Here is a 14,397-nt window from a genome sequence, read left to right on the forward strand (position 1 = left end):
CGCTATCGCGGTTCCCAGCTATAGGCCCAATGGGTCAAGCCGGTACGTCCTTCCTTGGTCAACCCGTAAATCCCTGTGCCGACCTTTTCGAACCAACCATAGTGATTGTCGCGCATGATCCGCGTCGCCGCCGCCACGCCCGTAGCCGCCGCCACGTCGCGCCCACGGCTGGGCCCCGCCTCTGCCAGATGCGCCGCACAGACAAGTGAGTCCTGCCGGTATCCGGTGACAATCCCGTGCCGCGTGGCCCCTCCGTCGTTCGGATCACCCCGTAGGCGCGAGAACTCGCGCAGTAACTTGGCCGTCTTCGCCTTGCGCCGCCTTGGCGTATAGGGGCCGGGGTCACACAGCACCTCCACCGTTCCGTCGGCGCGCACGGTGATGAATCCCAGACCCAGCCGACGACACAGCGACAGATTATCCTTCAATGCCCGCCGCGCCGTGCGCCCGGTGGGCCGGGGCACCGCGATATAGACACAGTCGGTCACCGCCAGCCGCGCGCAGGCCTGATGAAACAGCGACAGGGTGATCCGCAACTTCAGCTCGACAATAACCGGTGCGTCGTCCCCACGCACCGCCACAAGGTCAGCGGCGCCAACCTCGCCCTTGACCTCATACCCCTGTTCCACCAGCAACGCCTTGACCGGCGCATACAATTCGCTTTCCCGCTCCATGCGCCCAGTCTCGACAGACCACGCGCCCTTGTCCAGAACCTGCGAAGCGGACTAAGACAAGGCAGCCGTACAGAAAGGGCCGCCATGCGACCGATCTTCCTTGTGCTGACCTTCCTTGGTCTACTGACCGGGCCCCTGAATGCAGCCTGCAACGGGCAAGACCTCATGGCCTCTTTGACCCCGGAGGAACAGGCCGATCTGGACGCGCGAATGTCGGATCTGCCCTTTGCGGCGGGCAACCATTGGCGCGCCACACGCGGCGACAAGGTGCTGCACCTCGTCGGCACCATGCATCTGGGCGAAACCCGGCTGGACGGACCAACCGAACGCCTGACTCCCTTGGTCGAGGGCGCAGGCCTGCTGATGCTGGAAATGGCCGCCGACGAAAAGGCCGCGCTTGAGGCCGCGCTGGCCACCCGCATGGACATGCTTCTGCTGCCCGACCAGACCCTGCCGGACCTCCTGCCAGAAGCAGAATGGCAGGTGCTGGCCGCCGCCATGCGCGAACGCGGCGTGCCGCCCTTCATGGGGGCCAAGATGCGCCCTTGGTACATCTCCATCCTGCTGGCGATTCCGTCTTGTATGAAAGACCAACTTGCAGAGGAGGACGGGCTGGACGCCCGGCTGGAACGACAGGCACAGGCGGCAGGCGTCCCGGCACGTTCCCTCGAATCCTATGAAACCGGTTTCATGGCCTTTGCCGACATGCCGTTTGAAACCCAGATGCTTATGGTCCGCTCGGCTCTCAGCTCTCCTGAGGACGGCGAGGACCTGTTTGAAACCATGCTGACCGCCTATTTCGCCGAGGATCACGGCGCAAGCCAAGTGGTGCTGGAGGTTCTGTCGCCCCGCCTGACGCCGTTGACAGAGGCCGAGAACGCGCTTGTCTTTCGCGCATTGGATGAGGCCCTGATCTCAAGGCGCAATCACGCCTGGATTCCGGTGCTGGAAGAGGCGCTTAACGACACCGATGGCTATGTCGTCGCCGCCTTCGGTGCTGCGCATCTGGCCGGACAGGACGGTGTCCTGAAACTTCTCGAAGACGCGGGATTCACCCTTACCCGTTTGCCGTTCTAAGCAAACCCATCGATCAGTGACCAGCCGCCGGGGACGGTGGGCGGGGCGACGTTCGGGCCAAAGGCCCGGACGAGCGCCGTCTGCCGTCCCCGGCGAACAATCAGGCCGCCAGACCGCGCCCCTTCAACAGGGCGTCGACCCCCGGCATCCGGCCACGGAACTGCATGTACAGCTCTTCGGCCTCGACAGAGCCGCCTTTGGACAGGATGAACTGTTCCAGCTTTTGCGCCGTTTCCGGGTCAAACGCGCCGCCCGCCTCCTCAAAGGCCTCAAACGCATCCGCATCCATAACCTCGGACCACATGTAGCTGTAATACCCCGAGGAATACCCGTCCCCCGCAAAGACATGCGCGAAATGCGGCGTCGCGTGGCGCATGGTGATGGCGCGCGGCATCCCGATACCCTCCAGCACCTCGGCCTGTTTCTGCATCGGATCGGCGGGGGCCGGGCCAGAGTGGAACTCCAGATCCACCAGCGCCGAGGCGACATATTCGACCGTCTGGAACCCCATGTCGAAGGTGGCCGCCGCCAGAACCTTGTTCAGCAGCGCCTCCGGCATCGCCTCGCCAGTGGTGGCATGGGTGGCAAATTCGGCCAAAACCTCGGGCACTTCCAGCCAGTGCTCATACAATTGCGAGGGCAGTTCGACGAAATCGCGCGCCACCGATGTACCGGACACCGATCCAAATTCCACATCCGACAACATCTGATGCAGCGCATGGCCGAACTCGTGGAACAAGGTGCGCGCGTCGTCATACGACAAAAGCGCGGGCTTACCCGCAGACGGCTTGGCAAAGTTGCAGACGTTGACCACAATCGGCGTCTTTTCCACCGGACGCTTTGCCTGTGACCGGAACGCGGAACACCAAGCCCCCGATCGTTTCGAGGCCCGCGCGAAATAATCGCCGATGAAAACGGCGACATGCTTGCCGTCGCGTGTCACCTCCCACGCCTTGCAATCCGGGTGGTACATCGGCGCATCCAACGCGCGAAACTCCAGCCCGAACAGACGGTTGGCGCAGGCAAACGCCGCCTCGATCATCCGGTCCAATTGCAGGTAAGGCTTCAGCTCTGCCTCATCCAGATCATGCTGCGCCTTGCGCCGTTTCTCCGCGTAATAGCGCCAGTCCCAGGGTTCCACCGGCCCTGCGATCCCGTCGGCGCGCAGCAGCGCCTCGACCTCAGCGGCATCCCGCTCTGCCGCGGCCTTCGCAGGCTCCCAGACCGCCATCAACAGCTCACGCACCTTGTCAGGCGTGCCCGCCATTTCGGTCTCCAGCTTGTAGGACGCGAAATCTGCGTATCCCAACAACTTCGCCCGCTCCGCGCGTAGGCCCAGCACCTCGGCGGCAATCCCGCGGTTGTCCGTCTCCCCGCCGTTTTCACCGCGCATCACCCATGCCCGCCAAGCCTTTTCGCGCAGATCACGGCGCGGCGAGAATTGCAGGAACGGCACTATCAGCGACCGCGACAGGGTCACCACGGGCCCATCAGCGCCCGCCGCCTCGCCAGCCGACCGTGCGGTATCGACGACAAAATCCGGCAATCCGTCCAGATCCGCCTCTGACAAGGCCATCGACCAAGCGGATTCGTCCTTCAACAGGTTCTGCGTAAACTCCGTCCCCAGCACCGCCAACCGCGATTTGACCGCCGTCATGCGGTCCGCCTCATCGCCCTGCAACGCGGCGCCGGCACGAACAAAGCCGCGATGGGTGAGGTACAGAACCCGCGCCTCTTCCTCGGACAGATCCAGTTCGTCCCGCCGCTCCCACAGATCGCTTATGCGCCCGAACAGCGCCGCGTTTGCGTAGATTGCCGATGAATGTGCCGACAGTTTGGGGCTGAAATCGCGCTGTAACGCCTGCCGGGTATCGTTGCTGTCCGCCCCGGACAGGTTGAAAAACACGCCCAGCACCTTGTCCAGCGCCTCACCTGACCCTTCCATCGCCTCGATGGTGTTGGCAAACGTCGGGGTGTCTTCGTTCCCGGCAATCGCCTCGATCTCCGCCATGTGGGCGGCCAGCGCCTCTTCCAACGCGGGCGCAAAGTCCTCATCGGAAATCTCGGCAAAGGGCGCGATGCCGAACGGCGTCTGCCAGTCGGAAAGCAGCGGATTGGTCATGGGAATCTCCTGTGTGTCGCCGTTTAGCTAGGCGTTGGCGCCGTCTGCTTCAATCGCAGCGGCGTCATTCATGGGGCCGGTGCCGCAGACCGGGCAATCTGGGCGCGGTTTCAACCGGATCTTGCGGGTCTCGCTCCAGAGCGCGTCGTAAATCAGCATCTCGCCCCGCAAAACCGCCCCCGCTCCGGCGATCAGCTTGATACATTCCACGGCCATCATGGACCCGACCACGCCGGGCAATGGCCCCAGAACGCCTGCCTCGGCACAACTGGGGGCCAGATGCGCTGCCGGGGCCTCAGGGAATATGCACTGGTAGCAGGGGCCGGACTCGGCCGGGTCAAAGACTGACAGCTGCCCCTCCCACTGGCTGAGCGCACCAGAGATCAGCGGCTTGCCCGCCGCGACGCAGGCCCGGTTCACCAGATAGCGCGTGTCGAAATTGTCGGTCCCGTCCAGCACCACATCATAGTCGGCCAGCAACTCGCCCACGACCTCTGCCGTTAACCGCCGCTTGTAGGGGCGCACCTGTATATAGGGGTTTAACGCCTCCATCGCGGCCTGCGCGGAAAACACCTTGGGCATTCCGATCCGCGCATCTGTGTGGATCACCTGACGTTGCAGGTTGCCGCTGTCGACCACGTCATCGTCGATCACGCCCACGGTGCCGACCCCTGCCCCAGCCAGATACAAAAGCGCCGGAGAGCCAAGGCCCCCCGCGCCCACCACCAGCACCTTGGCCTGTTTCAGGCGTTTCTGCCCCGGCCCGCCCAATTCCCGCAGGACGATGTGGCGGGCATAACGCTCCAACTCGCCGTCGCGGAACTTGCCCGGATCGGGTTTCGGCACCTGCGCGGCATCCTTGTCCTGTACCCGCGCCTTTACCCGGCGCAGGATCACCGCATAGCCGACGCCCAACGCGACGATCCCGCCAAGGATCAACCATCCCGCAGCACTGCCTCCGGTCGCCACACGCAGTGGATGATCGACAGGCAACACCACCTGCACGATCAGGACAGCAACATACAGCAGGCCCAGCATATAGAACCGCGCGCTGCGCGGCACCTTCATCAGGTGCCCGATTGCCCAGATCGACACCGCAAGCGCCAGAACCAACACCATCAGCCGCGCCCTGTCGAGCCAAAGCCGCCGGTCCCGCGCGCCGTCTCTTCCAACGCGCTCTCGCGGAACACCGCCCGCACCACCGGGGCCACCACCATCTGCGCGATGCGGTCGCCGTGGGAGATCATGAAATCCTCACCCCCGGCGTTCATCACGATGACCCCCAACGGTCCGCGATAGTCGCTGTCAATTGTCCCCGGCGCGTTGGGCAGGGTAATCCCGTGTTTCAGTGCCAGCCCCGAACGCGGCCGCACCTGCACTTCGAAGCCCTCCGGAATCGCGATCCGCAACCCCGTCGGCACCAGAGTTCGCGCGCCCGGCATCAACACCACCTGCCCACGGTCGGGCAGGTTGGCACGCAGGTCCGCGCCCGCCGCCCCTGCCGTGGCATAGGTGGGCAGGCCCAGCGCCTTGTCCGCCGCCTCTTCCCACTCAAAGGCAATTGCGATCTGTGTGTCTTCTTGAGTCAAATCCTTATTCTCCGCCCGCACCATGAGCGCCCAGCGCCTCGGCGATACGGCCCGCCAGCTTTTCCGCCACCGCCTGTTTGGAGGCACGCGGCCAGCTTTCCGCGCCGCTGTCCGAGATCAGGACCACCGCGTTCTCGGCCCCGCCCATGATCCCCGTTGCGGGAGACACGTCATTGGCAAGAATCCAGTCACAGCCTTTGCGCGCCCGTTTGGCCGTGGCATTCTCGACCACGTCGTTGGTCTCGGCGGCAAAGCCGACCACCAGCGCGGGCCGTCCCTCCGTCAGTTGCGACACCTCGCGCAGGATGTCCGGGTTTTCGGCGAACTCCAGCACCGGCAGCTTTCCGCCTTGCTTCTTGATCTTCGCATCCGACGCCGAGGCCACCCGCCAATCCGCCACAGCGGCGGCAAAGACCCCCGCATCCACGGGCAAAGCGCCCATGACCGCCGCGCGCATCTCACGCGCGCTCTCGACCTCGATCACCTCAACGCCCAAAGGCCGCGCAGCCTCTGCCGGGCCGGTGACAAACACCACCTTTGCCCCCAGATCGCGCAGCGCCTCGGCGATTGCCGTGCCCTGCGCGCCCGAGGACCGATTGGCGATATAGCGCACCGGGTCTATCGGCTCATGCGTGGGGCCGGACGTGACCAGCACACGCCGCCCCGCCAAGGGGCCCGCGCCAAAGAAACGCTCTATCGCGGCGACAATCTCCATCGGTTCGGCCATGCGACCGGCTCCGAATTCGCCGCAGGCCATGTCGCCCTCGTTCGGGCCGACCACCCGCATTCCATCCCTTTGCAGCGTGGCAAGGTTGCGCTGGGTCGCGGGGTGATCCCACATCCGTACATTCATAGCGGGCGCCATCATCACCGGCGTATCGGTGGCCATCAGCAGCGTCGTGGCAAGGTCATTGGCGTGCCCATTCGCCATCTTGGCCATCAGGTCGGCGGTCCCGGGGGCCACCAGCAACAGATCCGCCACGCGGCTTAGCTGGATATGCCCCATCTCCGCTTCTTTCGTCAGGTCAAAAAGGTCGCGATGCACCTCTTCCCCGGCCAAGGCAGACACGGACAAGGGCGTCACGAACTGCTCTGCCGCACGGGTCATGACCGGCGTGACAGAGGCCCCCCGCTCTCGCAACCGTCGGATCAGGTCGAGGCATTTGTAGGCGGCAATGCCGCCGCCGATGATCAGCAGAATGCGTTTTCCGGCCAGCACGTCACGCCCTCCTTAAAGACGCCCGCACTATGCAGCACACGCGCCTGTCCGCAAGACCCGTCCCCCGCAGTGCCACCCGCACCGGACCCGATCCGGGGCCTCCTGCACCCTCAGTTCTTGCGAAAAGCGTCGCAGGGATCGCCCCGATCAACTGGCGGTGCGCTTTCGATCAGGTCAAATCCCCCCTCAGGCGGGGCGCGTCCGTCTTCGGCCTGCCCCAGCGCAAACACCGCCCTACCGGGGGCCGCCAGCGAAAACAGATGCGGCGCGCCCCAGTCCTTGCGCGCATGGCCGTTGCCGGTGATCACAACCACCGGCCCGCCCGTCTCTTTCAAGGCGGTCAGCGCCGAGGCCGCCAGTTCCGCATCGCGCAACCGCTGTATATCGACCATCATCCCCAGCATGTCCTCTGGCAGGGCATCACAATGCGCGGCCATTTGCAGTGCTTCGCGCTGTTCCTGCTGGCCTGCGGACAAGGGCGCGTCCAGACCGAACTGCGCGGCCCCCGCGCCGAAAACCTCTGCCACGCTTTGCCCCATGACCGCCCGCGCCTCGGCGCGCGGCACTTGCGCGCCGTAATGCGCAGCCTCGGGTGCGGCCGCAAAGATCGGATAATACATCGCGAAGTCGGGCCAACCGCTTGTCGCCCAGTCCAGCGCCGCAGACAAATCCGTCGAGTCGCCGATCAAATCAGACGTGACCCTTGCGGCAGTCTCCGGCCCCAACATTTCCCAGACCACCGCCTTTGGTTGGACCTCGGCCACGATCTGCGCCTGTCGCGCATGATGCGCCGGGTTGTCATGCACCTCACCCAGAAAGATCACGTCCGCGCCGGAGTACCCGTCCGCTGCCGCCGTTGAAGCAAGGGCCATCAGGCCAATAATGAACTGTCTCATGCGAGAAAGTGATGCACTTCTCCGCTCTGCGCCTCAAGCGCCTTGCGCATCTTGCCAAAGGCTGCTGCCTCCAGCTGACGTACCCGCTCTTTCGACAGGCCCAGCTCATTGCCCAGCGATTCCAGCGTCCGTGTTTCCTCACGCAACTTGCGTTCGCGCACGATAAACCTTTCGCGATCGTTCAACGATCCCATCGCTTGCACCAACCAGTCGCGCAGCTGTTCGCGGTCATGCGAATCCTCGACGATCTCCGACGCCTGTGCGCCGTCGTCTTCGATTGTGTCGATCCACTCGCGCCCCTCGTCCTCGACCGACTGGGTGGCGTTCAGGGAAAAATCCGACCCGGACAGGCGCCCCTCCATCATCTCGACATCGCGCAACGGAACGCCAATCTCTGTCGCGATCTTGTGGCGCAACTGATAGCCGTCCAGCTTTTGGCCCTGAGCCGCGGCTTCACGTTCCAGCCGCGCCTGAACCCGGCGCATGTTGAAGAAAAGGGATTTCTGCGAAGAGGTCGACCCGGTGCGTACCATCGACCAGTTGCGCATCACGTAGTCCTGAATAGAGGCCTTGATCCACCAGACCGCATAGGTCGAAAAGCGCACGCCGCGATCCGGGTCGAATTTATCCGCCGCTTTCATCAGGCCAAGACCGGCCTCTTGGATCAGGTCATTCATCGGCGCGCCGTAGCGCTTGAATTTGGATGCCATCGAAATCGCAAGCCGCATGTAAGCTTGAATCAGCCGATGCAGCGCCTGTTCATCGCGATCATCACGCCAAGCATAGGCCAGCCGCAATTCCGTCTCCGCGTCCAGCAGCTCGGCCTTCATGGCCCGGCGCGACAAGGTCTGGTCATTGAAGGTATCAAGTGCCATTTTCGCTCCCCTGGTGGTCTTGGCCCCTCGGGTTCGGGGCATTTGTACCTGATACGCAGTTGCCCGCCTGCCGGATCACTTTGTGGCCAGAAAATGCCGCGAACCGAAATTATCGGGAAGATTTCGGTCGGTGATCACCCCTTTCACGAAATCTGATTTCCGGATGCCGCTTCGCTTAGGTAATAAAACGCGGATACAGGCGGAGAGGTTCCATGGTTCACAAGCTTTTTCTTGGCGACTACAGTTATTCCAGTTGGTCCTTGCGGGCCTGGCTACAGTTTCGCCGCTTTGACATCCCGGTTCAGATAGAACTGGTCGACTTCATGAGGGCTGGCGTGGCCGAACAGATGGCCGCCATGGTGCCTGCGCGCACCGTTCCAACCCTTGTCACCGATGACGGCGCGGTTATCTGGGACAGCCTCGCCATCGCCGAGGAACTGAACGACCGCCACCCCAAGGCCGGTCTCTGGCCCGCCGACCCGGCGCTGCGCGCGCTGTCCCGTGGCCTTGCCGCCGAGATGCATTCCAGCTTTGGCACGTTGCGAGAGCTGTGCCCGATGAACCTGCGCGCAGCTTATTCCGAAACGCCTGTCCCTGACGGCCTTCAAGCGGATCTGGCCCGGCTAGAGGTGTTGTGGGGACACGCATTGGACAAGTCAGGCGGCCCGTGGCTTTGCGGCGACTACTCTGTTGCGGATGCGTTTTATGCCCCGGTTGCAGCGCGGATCGCGGGCTATGCCCTGCCGGTATCGGACAAGGCGCGCGCCTATGTGGACGGGCACCTTGCCGATCCGGCCTTTCGCCGTTGGCGGGCGATGGGGCTGGCCCGTGGCGAGACGCTGCCCTGGTATGATCGCGACTATCCGCAAACCGATTGGCCCGGTCCGGTTCCCCGCCCCGCACGCCCGGTCGAGACCGGAACAGCCGAAAACACCGCCTGCCCCTATTCTGGCGATCCGATAACCCACCTGTTGGAAACCGAAGGCCGCATCTTTGGCTTCTGCAATGCCTTTTGTCGCGACAAGACGGTGAATGACCCGGATGCATGGCCGCAATTCGTGGCGCTGCGCGACGGGACGCCAACGAAATAACCACGGGTCGGCACGGTTTCTTAACCTGTGCCGACCCGCGTTAACCAATTGCTAACCATGACCGGCGCAGGCTCCATTCGGTCCCGACAAAGGAGGGTTCATGGTCGCGCGCGCCCACACGGTGGCTTTTGAAGGGGTGCAGGCGCGCCCGGTCGAGGTGCAATGCGCCGTCACCCCCGGCGTGCCCGCCTTTTCCATCGTCGGCCTGCCCGACAAGGCCGTGTCAGAGGCACGGGACAGGGTGCGCACCGCGCTGACCTCATTGGCCATCGCGCTGCCGTCCAAACGCATCACTGTGAACCTTGCCCCGGCTGACCTGCCCAAGGTCGGCTCTCATTTTGATCTGCCGATTGCGCTCGGCCTCTTGGCCGCGCTCGACATCCTGCCCAAAGACGCGATTGCACAGACGGTCGCCTTGGGCGAACTGTCGCTGGACGGTGACCTGTTGCCGGTGGTCGGCGCGTTACCCGCCGCGATGGCCGCCGCAGATGAAGACCGCATCCTGATCTGCCCGCGCGCCTCGGGTGCAGAGGCGGCATGGGTCGATGCCTGCACCGTAATCGCAGCCGACAACCTGCTGGAAATCGTGCGCCATTTTTCCGGCGCAAATGTGCTGGAACCCGCGTCTCCGGGCGAAGTGGTCGCCGACCGTTCGTCACGCGATCTGCGCGACGTCAAGGGACAGGAACGCGCCAAACGGGCGCTGGAAATCGCCGCAGCGGGGCGCCACCACCTGATGATGATCGGCCCGCCCGGGTCCGGCAAATCCATGATGGCCGCGCGCCTGCCCGGCATCCTGCCACCGCTGACCCCGATCGAGGCGCTGGAAACCTCGATGATCCATTCCATCGCCGGATTGCTGACCGATGGCGGCATTTCCCGAACCCGACCGTTTCGCGAACCCCATCACACCGCGTCGATGGCTGCGCTGATTGGCGGCGGGCGGACCGCCCAGCCCGGAGAGATCAGTCTTGCCCACAATGGCGTGCTTTTCATGGACGAATTCCCGGAATTCCCGCGCGGCGTGCTGGAAACCCTGCGCCAGCCGATCGAAACCGGAGAGGTCATGGTATCGCGCGCCAACGCCCACATCCGTTATCCCGCGCGCTTCCTGCTGGTGGCGGCCGCGAACCCGTGCAAATGCGGCTATCTCACCGATCCCGCGCAGGCCTGTTCCCGCGCCCCAAACTGTGGAGAGGATTATCTTGGTCGCATATCCGGCCCGCTGATGGACCGGTTCGATCTGCGGCTAGAGGTGCCCCCGGTGGGTTTTGCCGATCTTGACCTGCCCGCATCGGGCGATACCTCGGCGCATGTCGCGGCCCGCGTGGCCACCGCCCGCGCGGTGCAGGAAAGCCGCTTTGCCGATCAGGCTGACCTGCGCACCAACGCCGACGCCGAAGGCCAGCGCCTGGAAGAGATCGCAACACCCGACGCAGAGGGGCGCGACCTGCTGACCCGCGCCGCCGACCGATTTGCCCTGACCGCGCGCGGCTATCACCGGGTCCTGCGCGTCGCCCGCACCATCGCCGATCTGGACGATAGCGACACGGTCCTGCGCCCGCATGTGGCCGAGGCGCTCAGCTATCGGTTGTTGTCTGCGAAAGAGAGTTAATCCAGCCAGCCAGATCGCGCAGCGTGGCACGCCCTTCCGGCAAGAGGTTGTGAAACAGTGGCCAGACATGCGGCAGATCTTGGGCGATGATCTCTGTCACCTCCACACCCTGCGCGCGCAGATGGTCGGCCATGCGCCGCGTGTCATCAAGCAGGATTTCCGTGTCCCCGGCGCACAGCCAGACCGGACCGGACCCGATGAACTCTGCAAACAGAGGCGAGGCTGTGGGGTCTCGCGCATCGGCGCCATTCAGGTAACGGGTCAGCGTCTCCTGCGCCCGTGCCGCAGGCAGGATGGCATCGGCCTCTGCATTGCGCGTGACACTGTCGCCCGACAAAGTCAGGTCGGTAATCGGCGAAAAGGCAAAGACCCCGCGAGGCCGGGGCAGGTCTTGACGCAGGATCTCGGCCAAAGCAGCCAGAACCAGCGCGCCGCCGGCGCTGTCCCCGCCCAGAATGACCCCGCCGGGCTGGTCCATCAGTGCGCGATAACAGGTCAGCACATCCTCCAGAGCGGCGGGATGGGTGTGTTCTGGCGCCAGACGGTATTTCACCAGACAGGCGGGCACGCCTGCGTCCCGCGACAGGCGCGCCATCATCGCGCGATGGGTCCGGGGCGAGCCCATGATAAAGGCACCGCCATGCACATACAGGATGATCGGCCCCGACATTGACGAGTTGACGTGCAGCACCGGCACGCCGTTCAGCGTCGACGGCTCGAACTGCGCCCCCCAAGGCGCGCGAAAATAGAACCGCGCCTTGGCCTCGAATGTGCGCCGCAAGCGCACCGCGTCCTGCGTGCGCGCCAGATGCGGCTTTTCCGTCCAGCGCAGCCATGCGTTCAAGGCCACGCGCATCACGCTCATGACAGTTTGCGCTCGATCGCTTCCCAGATCTTTGCGGCGACGTTGATGCCGTCGAACCGCTCCAACTCCTGAATGCCGGTGGGCGAGGTAACGTTGATTTCTGTCAGCCAGTCGCCGATCACGTCGATGCCAACAAACACCTGCCCCTTGTCCCGCAATTCCGGGCCGATGGCGGCGCAAATTTCAAGATCCCGCTCGGTCAAGGCGACCTTTTCGGGGCGTCCGCCAACATGCATGTTGGACCGCACCTCACCCTCGGCGGGGACGCGGTTGATCGCGCCGACAGGTTCCCCATCCACGAGGATCACACGCTTGTCGCCCTTGGACACGGCGGGCAGGTATTTCTGCACGATCAGCGGCTCTCGCGAGAACCCAGTGAACATCTCGTAGAGAGAACTGAGGTTGCCATCGCTGGCCCCCAGCTTGAAAACGCCCGCCCCGCCGTTGCCATAGAGCGGCTTGACGATCACATCGCCATGCTTTGCCCGAAAGGCGCGCAGCACCTCAAGGTCGCGCGCGATGGCCGTCGGCGGCGTCAGGTCGGGAAAGTCCAGAACCAGCAATTTTTCGGGTGAGTTGCGCACCCAAAACGGGTCATTCACCACCAGCACATCTTTTTTCAGACGGTCCAGCATATGGGTCGTCGTAATGTAATGCATGTCAAACGGCGGATCCTGCCGCAGCCATATCACGTCCATCTCCGTCAGGTCGACGGCCACACGCTCCCCCAGCACTGCCGGAGTATCGGCCACCCGTTGCACCGTCATCCAATGGCCACGGGCAGTCACCCGTCCCTCTTCATAGGCCAGCTGATCCGGCCCGTAATAGAACAGCTCATGCCCCCGGGCCTGCGCCTCTTCGGCGAGGCGGAAAGAACTGTCCGCGTTGATGTCCACCCCGGTGATCGGGTCCATCTGAAAGGCGATCTTCATGTGCGTCCCCCGCAAGTCTCTTGCCATAGATGGCGCAGGACGCGGGCGGGTGCAATGCGGGCGAGCCCTGCGCCGCCGCACAGGGCCCACTCAGCAGGGTTCTTTCAACCGGATGATTTCAGCAAAGCGCGTTTTCGATCACCCGGATTTCGCCGTGGGCGTTGACCAGTGCCACGTCAAAGCGCACATCCGTCAAAGAGCCGCGCGGCTGCGTGCCCAGAAATTCCTCAGCCGCCTGCATCAAACGACTGATCTGCCGTTGCGACAGGCGGTCGGCGGCACGTGCAAAGCTGCGGCTTTTCTTGACCTCGACCATGATCACGCCATCCCCGTCCTGCACCACAAGGTCGATCTCACCGGATTGTCCACGCCAACGACGCGCCATCAGGGGATACCCGCGACGCGCATAGTCAGACGCGACCCCATCTTCGGCAGCAAGCCCGGCATGATACCCCTGCTGCCCGGTTGCCTGCCGCCCGGTTCCAAGGAAATCAAGTGCCATCCTCATTCCCCTTGTCGGACAGGCGCATGGCCAGTTGATAGACCGGGCGCCGTTTCACCCCGAACCGGGCCGAAACGAAATCCGCCGCATCCCGCACCGACATCGTTTCCAGCGCCTTGTTCACCTCATGTTCTAGGTCAATTTCCCTAACAGATGCTGAATCGCCCTTTCCGATCACCACGACGACCTCGCCTTTTGCGGGAGTCTCGCGGTAATGCTCGGCCAGTTCTGACAGGTGTCCGCGCCGGGTCTCTTCGAACTTCTTGGTCAGTTCTCGGCACACCGCGGCCTCGCGGTCGCCCAGCACCTCCTGCGCTGCGGTCAACATCTCAGGCAGCCGTCTGGGGGATTCGTAGAACACCAGCGTCGCCGGAACACCTGACAGGTCGCGCAGCACGGCTTTTCGGGGTCCGCCCGCATTCGGCAGGAAGCCGGCGAACAGGAACCGATCCGTCGGCAACCCGGCCAGCGTCAAGGCCGTGACCACGGCGCTAGCCCCCGGGGCGCTTGTCACCGCGTGGCCCGCCTCGACCGCCGCGCGCGCCAAATCGAAACCGGGATCGGAAATCATCGGCGTGCCCGCCTCAGAGGCATAGAGCACCGCGCGTCCCGCCTCCAGGTCTGCCATCAGGCGCGGCCGCATCCGCGCGCCGTTGTGGTCGTGGTAAGCAAGCAAAGGACGATCCCCCAGCGCAACGCCGTGGATCTCCATCAGCCGTCGCAGGCTGCGCGTGTCTTCCGCCACCAGCACATCCGCCGCCGCCAGCAAGTCCAGCGCCCGCAGGGTAATGTCGCGCGCATGGCCGATCGGAGTAGCGATCAGGTACAATCCCGGCGTCAATCCGCCACCAGACCCGGCATTGTCCGCAATCGTCACTGGCCCCCCCTTTCACGCTTCTTTATGATTGTCGGCAAATCGCGCCGCACACCGCCCGTGTCG

General features: G+C 64.1%; 14 protein-coding genes. 3 read left to right on the plus strand and 11 right to left on the minus strand.

Going from position 1 to position 14,397, the window contains the following annotated elements:
* Positions 1–2: 2 nt before the first annotated feature.
* A complete protein-coding gene (locus tag VOI21_RS01415; RefSeq protein WP_323766959.1) occupies positions 3–674 on the minus strand; it encodes a DUF2161 domain-containing phosphodiesterase in 672 nt (223 codons plus the stop codon).
* Positions 675–758: 84 nt separating this feature from the next.
* On the opposite strand from VOI21_RS01415, the gene VOI21_RS01420 reads away from it, so the two are divergent.
* The gene (locus tag VOI21_RS01420; RefSeq protein ID WP_323766961.1) at positions 759–1,751 is read left to right on the plus strand and encodes a TraB/GumN family protein; all 993 of its coding nucleotides are present in this window, start codon (positions 759–761) and stop codon (positions 1,749–1,751) included.
* A gap of 100 nt (positions 1,752–1,851) precedes the next feature.
* Here VOI21_RS01420 and VOI21_RS01425 read toward each other — a convergent pair whose 3' ends face one another.
* The 6 genes from VOI21_RS01425 to VOI21_RS01450 all read right to left on the minus strand — a co-directional run bounded on the left by VOI21_RS01425 (position 1,852) and on the right by VOI21_RS01450 (position 8,452).
* Entirely contained in the window at positions 1,852–3,873 is a 2,022-nt protein-coding gene (locus tag VOI21_RS01425) for a M3 family metallopeptidase (RefSeq protein WP_323766963.1), read from the minus strand.
* 27 nt (positions 3,874–3,900) lie between these two features.
* Positions 3,901–4,992 (minus strand): molybdopterin-synthase adenylyltransferase MoeB, encoded by a 1,092-nt coding sequence (locus VOI21_RS01430; protein ID WP_323766964.1) that lies wholly within the window; start codon positions 4,990–4,992, stop codon positions 3,901–3,903.
* Positions 4,992–5,462: a dUTP diphosphatase gene (dut, locus tag VOI21_RS01435; RefSeq protein WP_323766966.1), complete on the minus strand. Its 471-nt coding sequence runs from the start codon at positions 5,460–5,462 to the stop codon at positions 4,992–4,994. Before dut ends, VOI21_RS01430 begins: the two co-directional genes overlap by 1 nt.
* A 4-nt stretch (positions 5,463–5,466) precedes the next feature.
* A complete protein-coding gene (gene coaBC / locus VOI21_RS01440) occupies positions 5,467–6,681 on the minus strand; it encodes a bifunctional phosphopantothenoylcysteine decarboxylase/phosphopantothenate--cysteine ligase CoaBC (RefSeq protein WP_323766968.1) in 1,215 nt (404 codons plus the stop codon).
* Between the two features lie 110 nt (positions 6,682–6,791).
* Positions 6,792–7,577 carry a ChaN family lipoprotein gene (locus VOI21_RS01445; protein ID WP_323766970.1) on the minus strand — a complete coding sequence of 262 codons (786 nt, stop codon included), beginning with the start codon at positions 7,575–7,577 and terminating at the stop codon, positions 6,792–6,794.
* A complete protein-coding gene (locus tag VOI21_RS01450) occupies positions 7,574–8,452 on the minus strand; it encodes an RNA polymerase factor sigma-32 (protein ID WP_323766972.1) in 879 nt (292 codons plus the stop codon). Before VOI21_RS01450 ends, VOI21_RS01445 begins: the two co-directional genes overlap by 4 nt.
* A gap of 212 nt (positions 8,453–8,664) precedes the next feature.
* Between VOI21_RS01450 and VOI21_RS01455 the strand changes: the two genes are divergently transcribed.
* The gene (locus VOI21_RS01455; protein ID WP_323766974.1) at positions 8,665–9,543 is read left to right on the plus strand and encodes a glutathione S-transferase; all 879 of its coding nucleotides are present in this window, start codon (positions 8,665–8,667) and stop codon (positions 9,541–9,543) included.
* A 100-nt stretch (positions 9,544–9,643) separates the two neighbouring features.
* Positions 9,644–11,158 carry a YifB family Mg chelatase-like AAA ATPase gene (locus tag VOI21_RS01460; protein WP_323766976.1) on the plus strand — a complete coding sequence of 505 codons (1,515 nt, stop codon included), beginning with the start codon at positions 9,644–9,646 and terminating at the stop codon, positions 11,156–11,158.
* On the opposite strand, the gene VOI21_RS01465 is transcribed toward VOI21_RS01460, so the two are convergent.
* From VOI21_RS01465 to rsmI, 4 genes are all read right to left on the minus strand, one after another.
* Positions 11,124–12,023 (minus strand): alpha/beta hydrolase, encoded by a 900-nt coding sequence (locus tag VOI21_RS01465; protein WP_323766978.1) that lies wholly within the window; start codon positions 12,021–12,023, stop codon positions 11,124–11,126. The genes VOI21_RS01460 and VOI21_RS01465 overlap by 35 nt on opposite strands.
* Positions 12,020–12,955, minus strand: a complete 936-nt coding sequence (gshB, locus tag VOI21_RS01470) for a glutathione synthase (RefSeq protein ID WP_323766980.1) — start codon at positions 12,953–12,955, stop codon at positions 12,020–12,022. The genes VOI21_RS01465 and gshB overlap by 4 nt, the downstream gene beginning before the upstream one ends.
* 118 nt (positions 12,956–13,073) lie before the next feature.
* Entirely contained in the window at positions 13,074–13,457 is a 384-nt protein-coding gene (locus tag VOI21_RS01475) for a YraN family protein (RefSeq protein WP_323766982.1), read from the minus strand.
* Positions 13,447–14,334 (minus strand): 16S rRNA (cytidine(1402)-2'-O)-methyltransferase, encoded by an 888-nt coding sequence (rsmI, locus tag VOI21_RS01480; RefSeq protein WP_323766984.1) that lies wholly within the window; start codon positions 14,332–14,334, stop codon positions 13,447–13,449. Before rsmI ends, VOI21_RS01475 begins: the two co-directional genes overlap by 11 nt.
* Between the last annotated feature and the right edge of the window lie 63 nt (positions 14,335–14,397).

It is taken from the genome of Antarctobacter sp. (genome assembly GCF_034670325.1).
Classification (GTDB): domain Bacteria; phylum Pseudomonadota; class Alphaproteobacteria; order Rhodobacterales; family Rhodobacteraceae; genus Antarctobacter.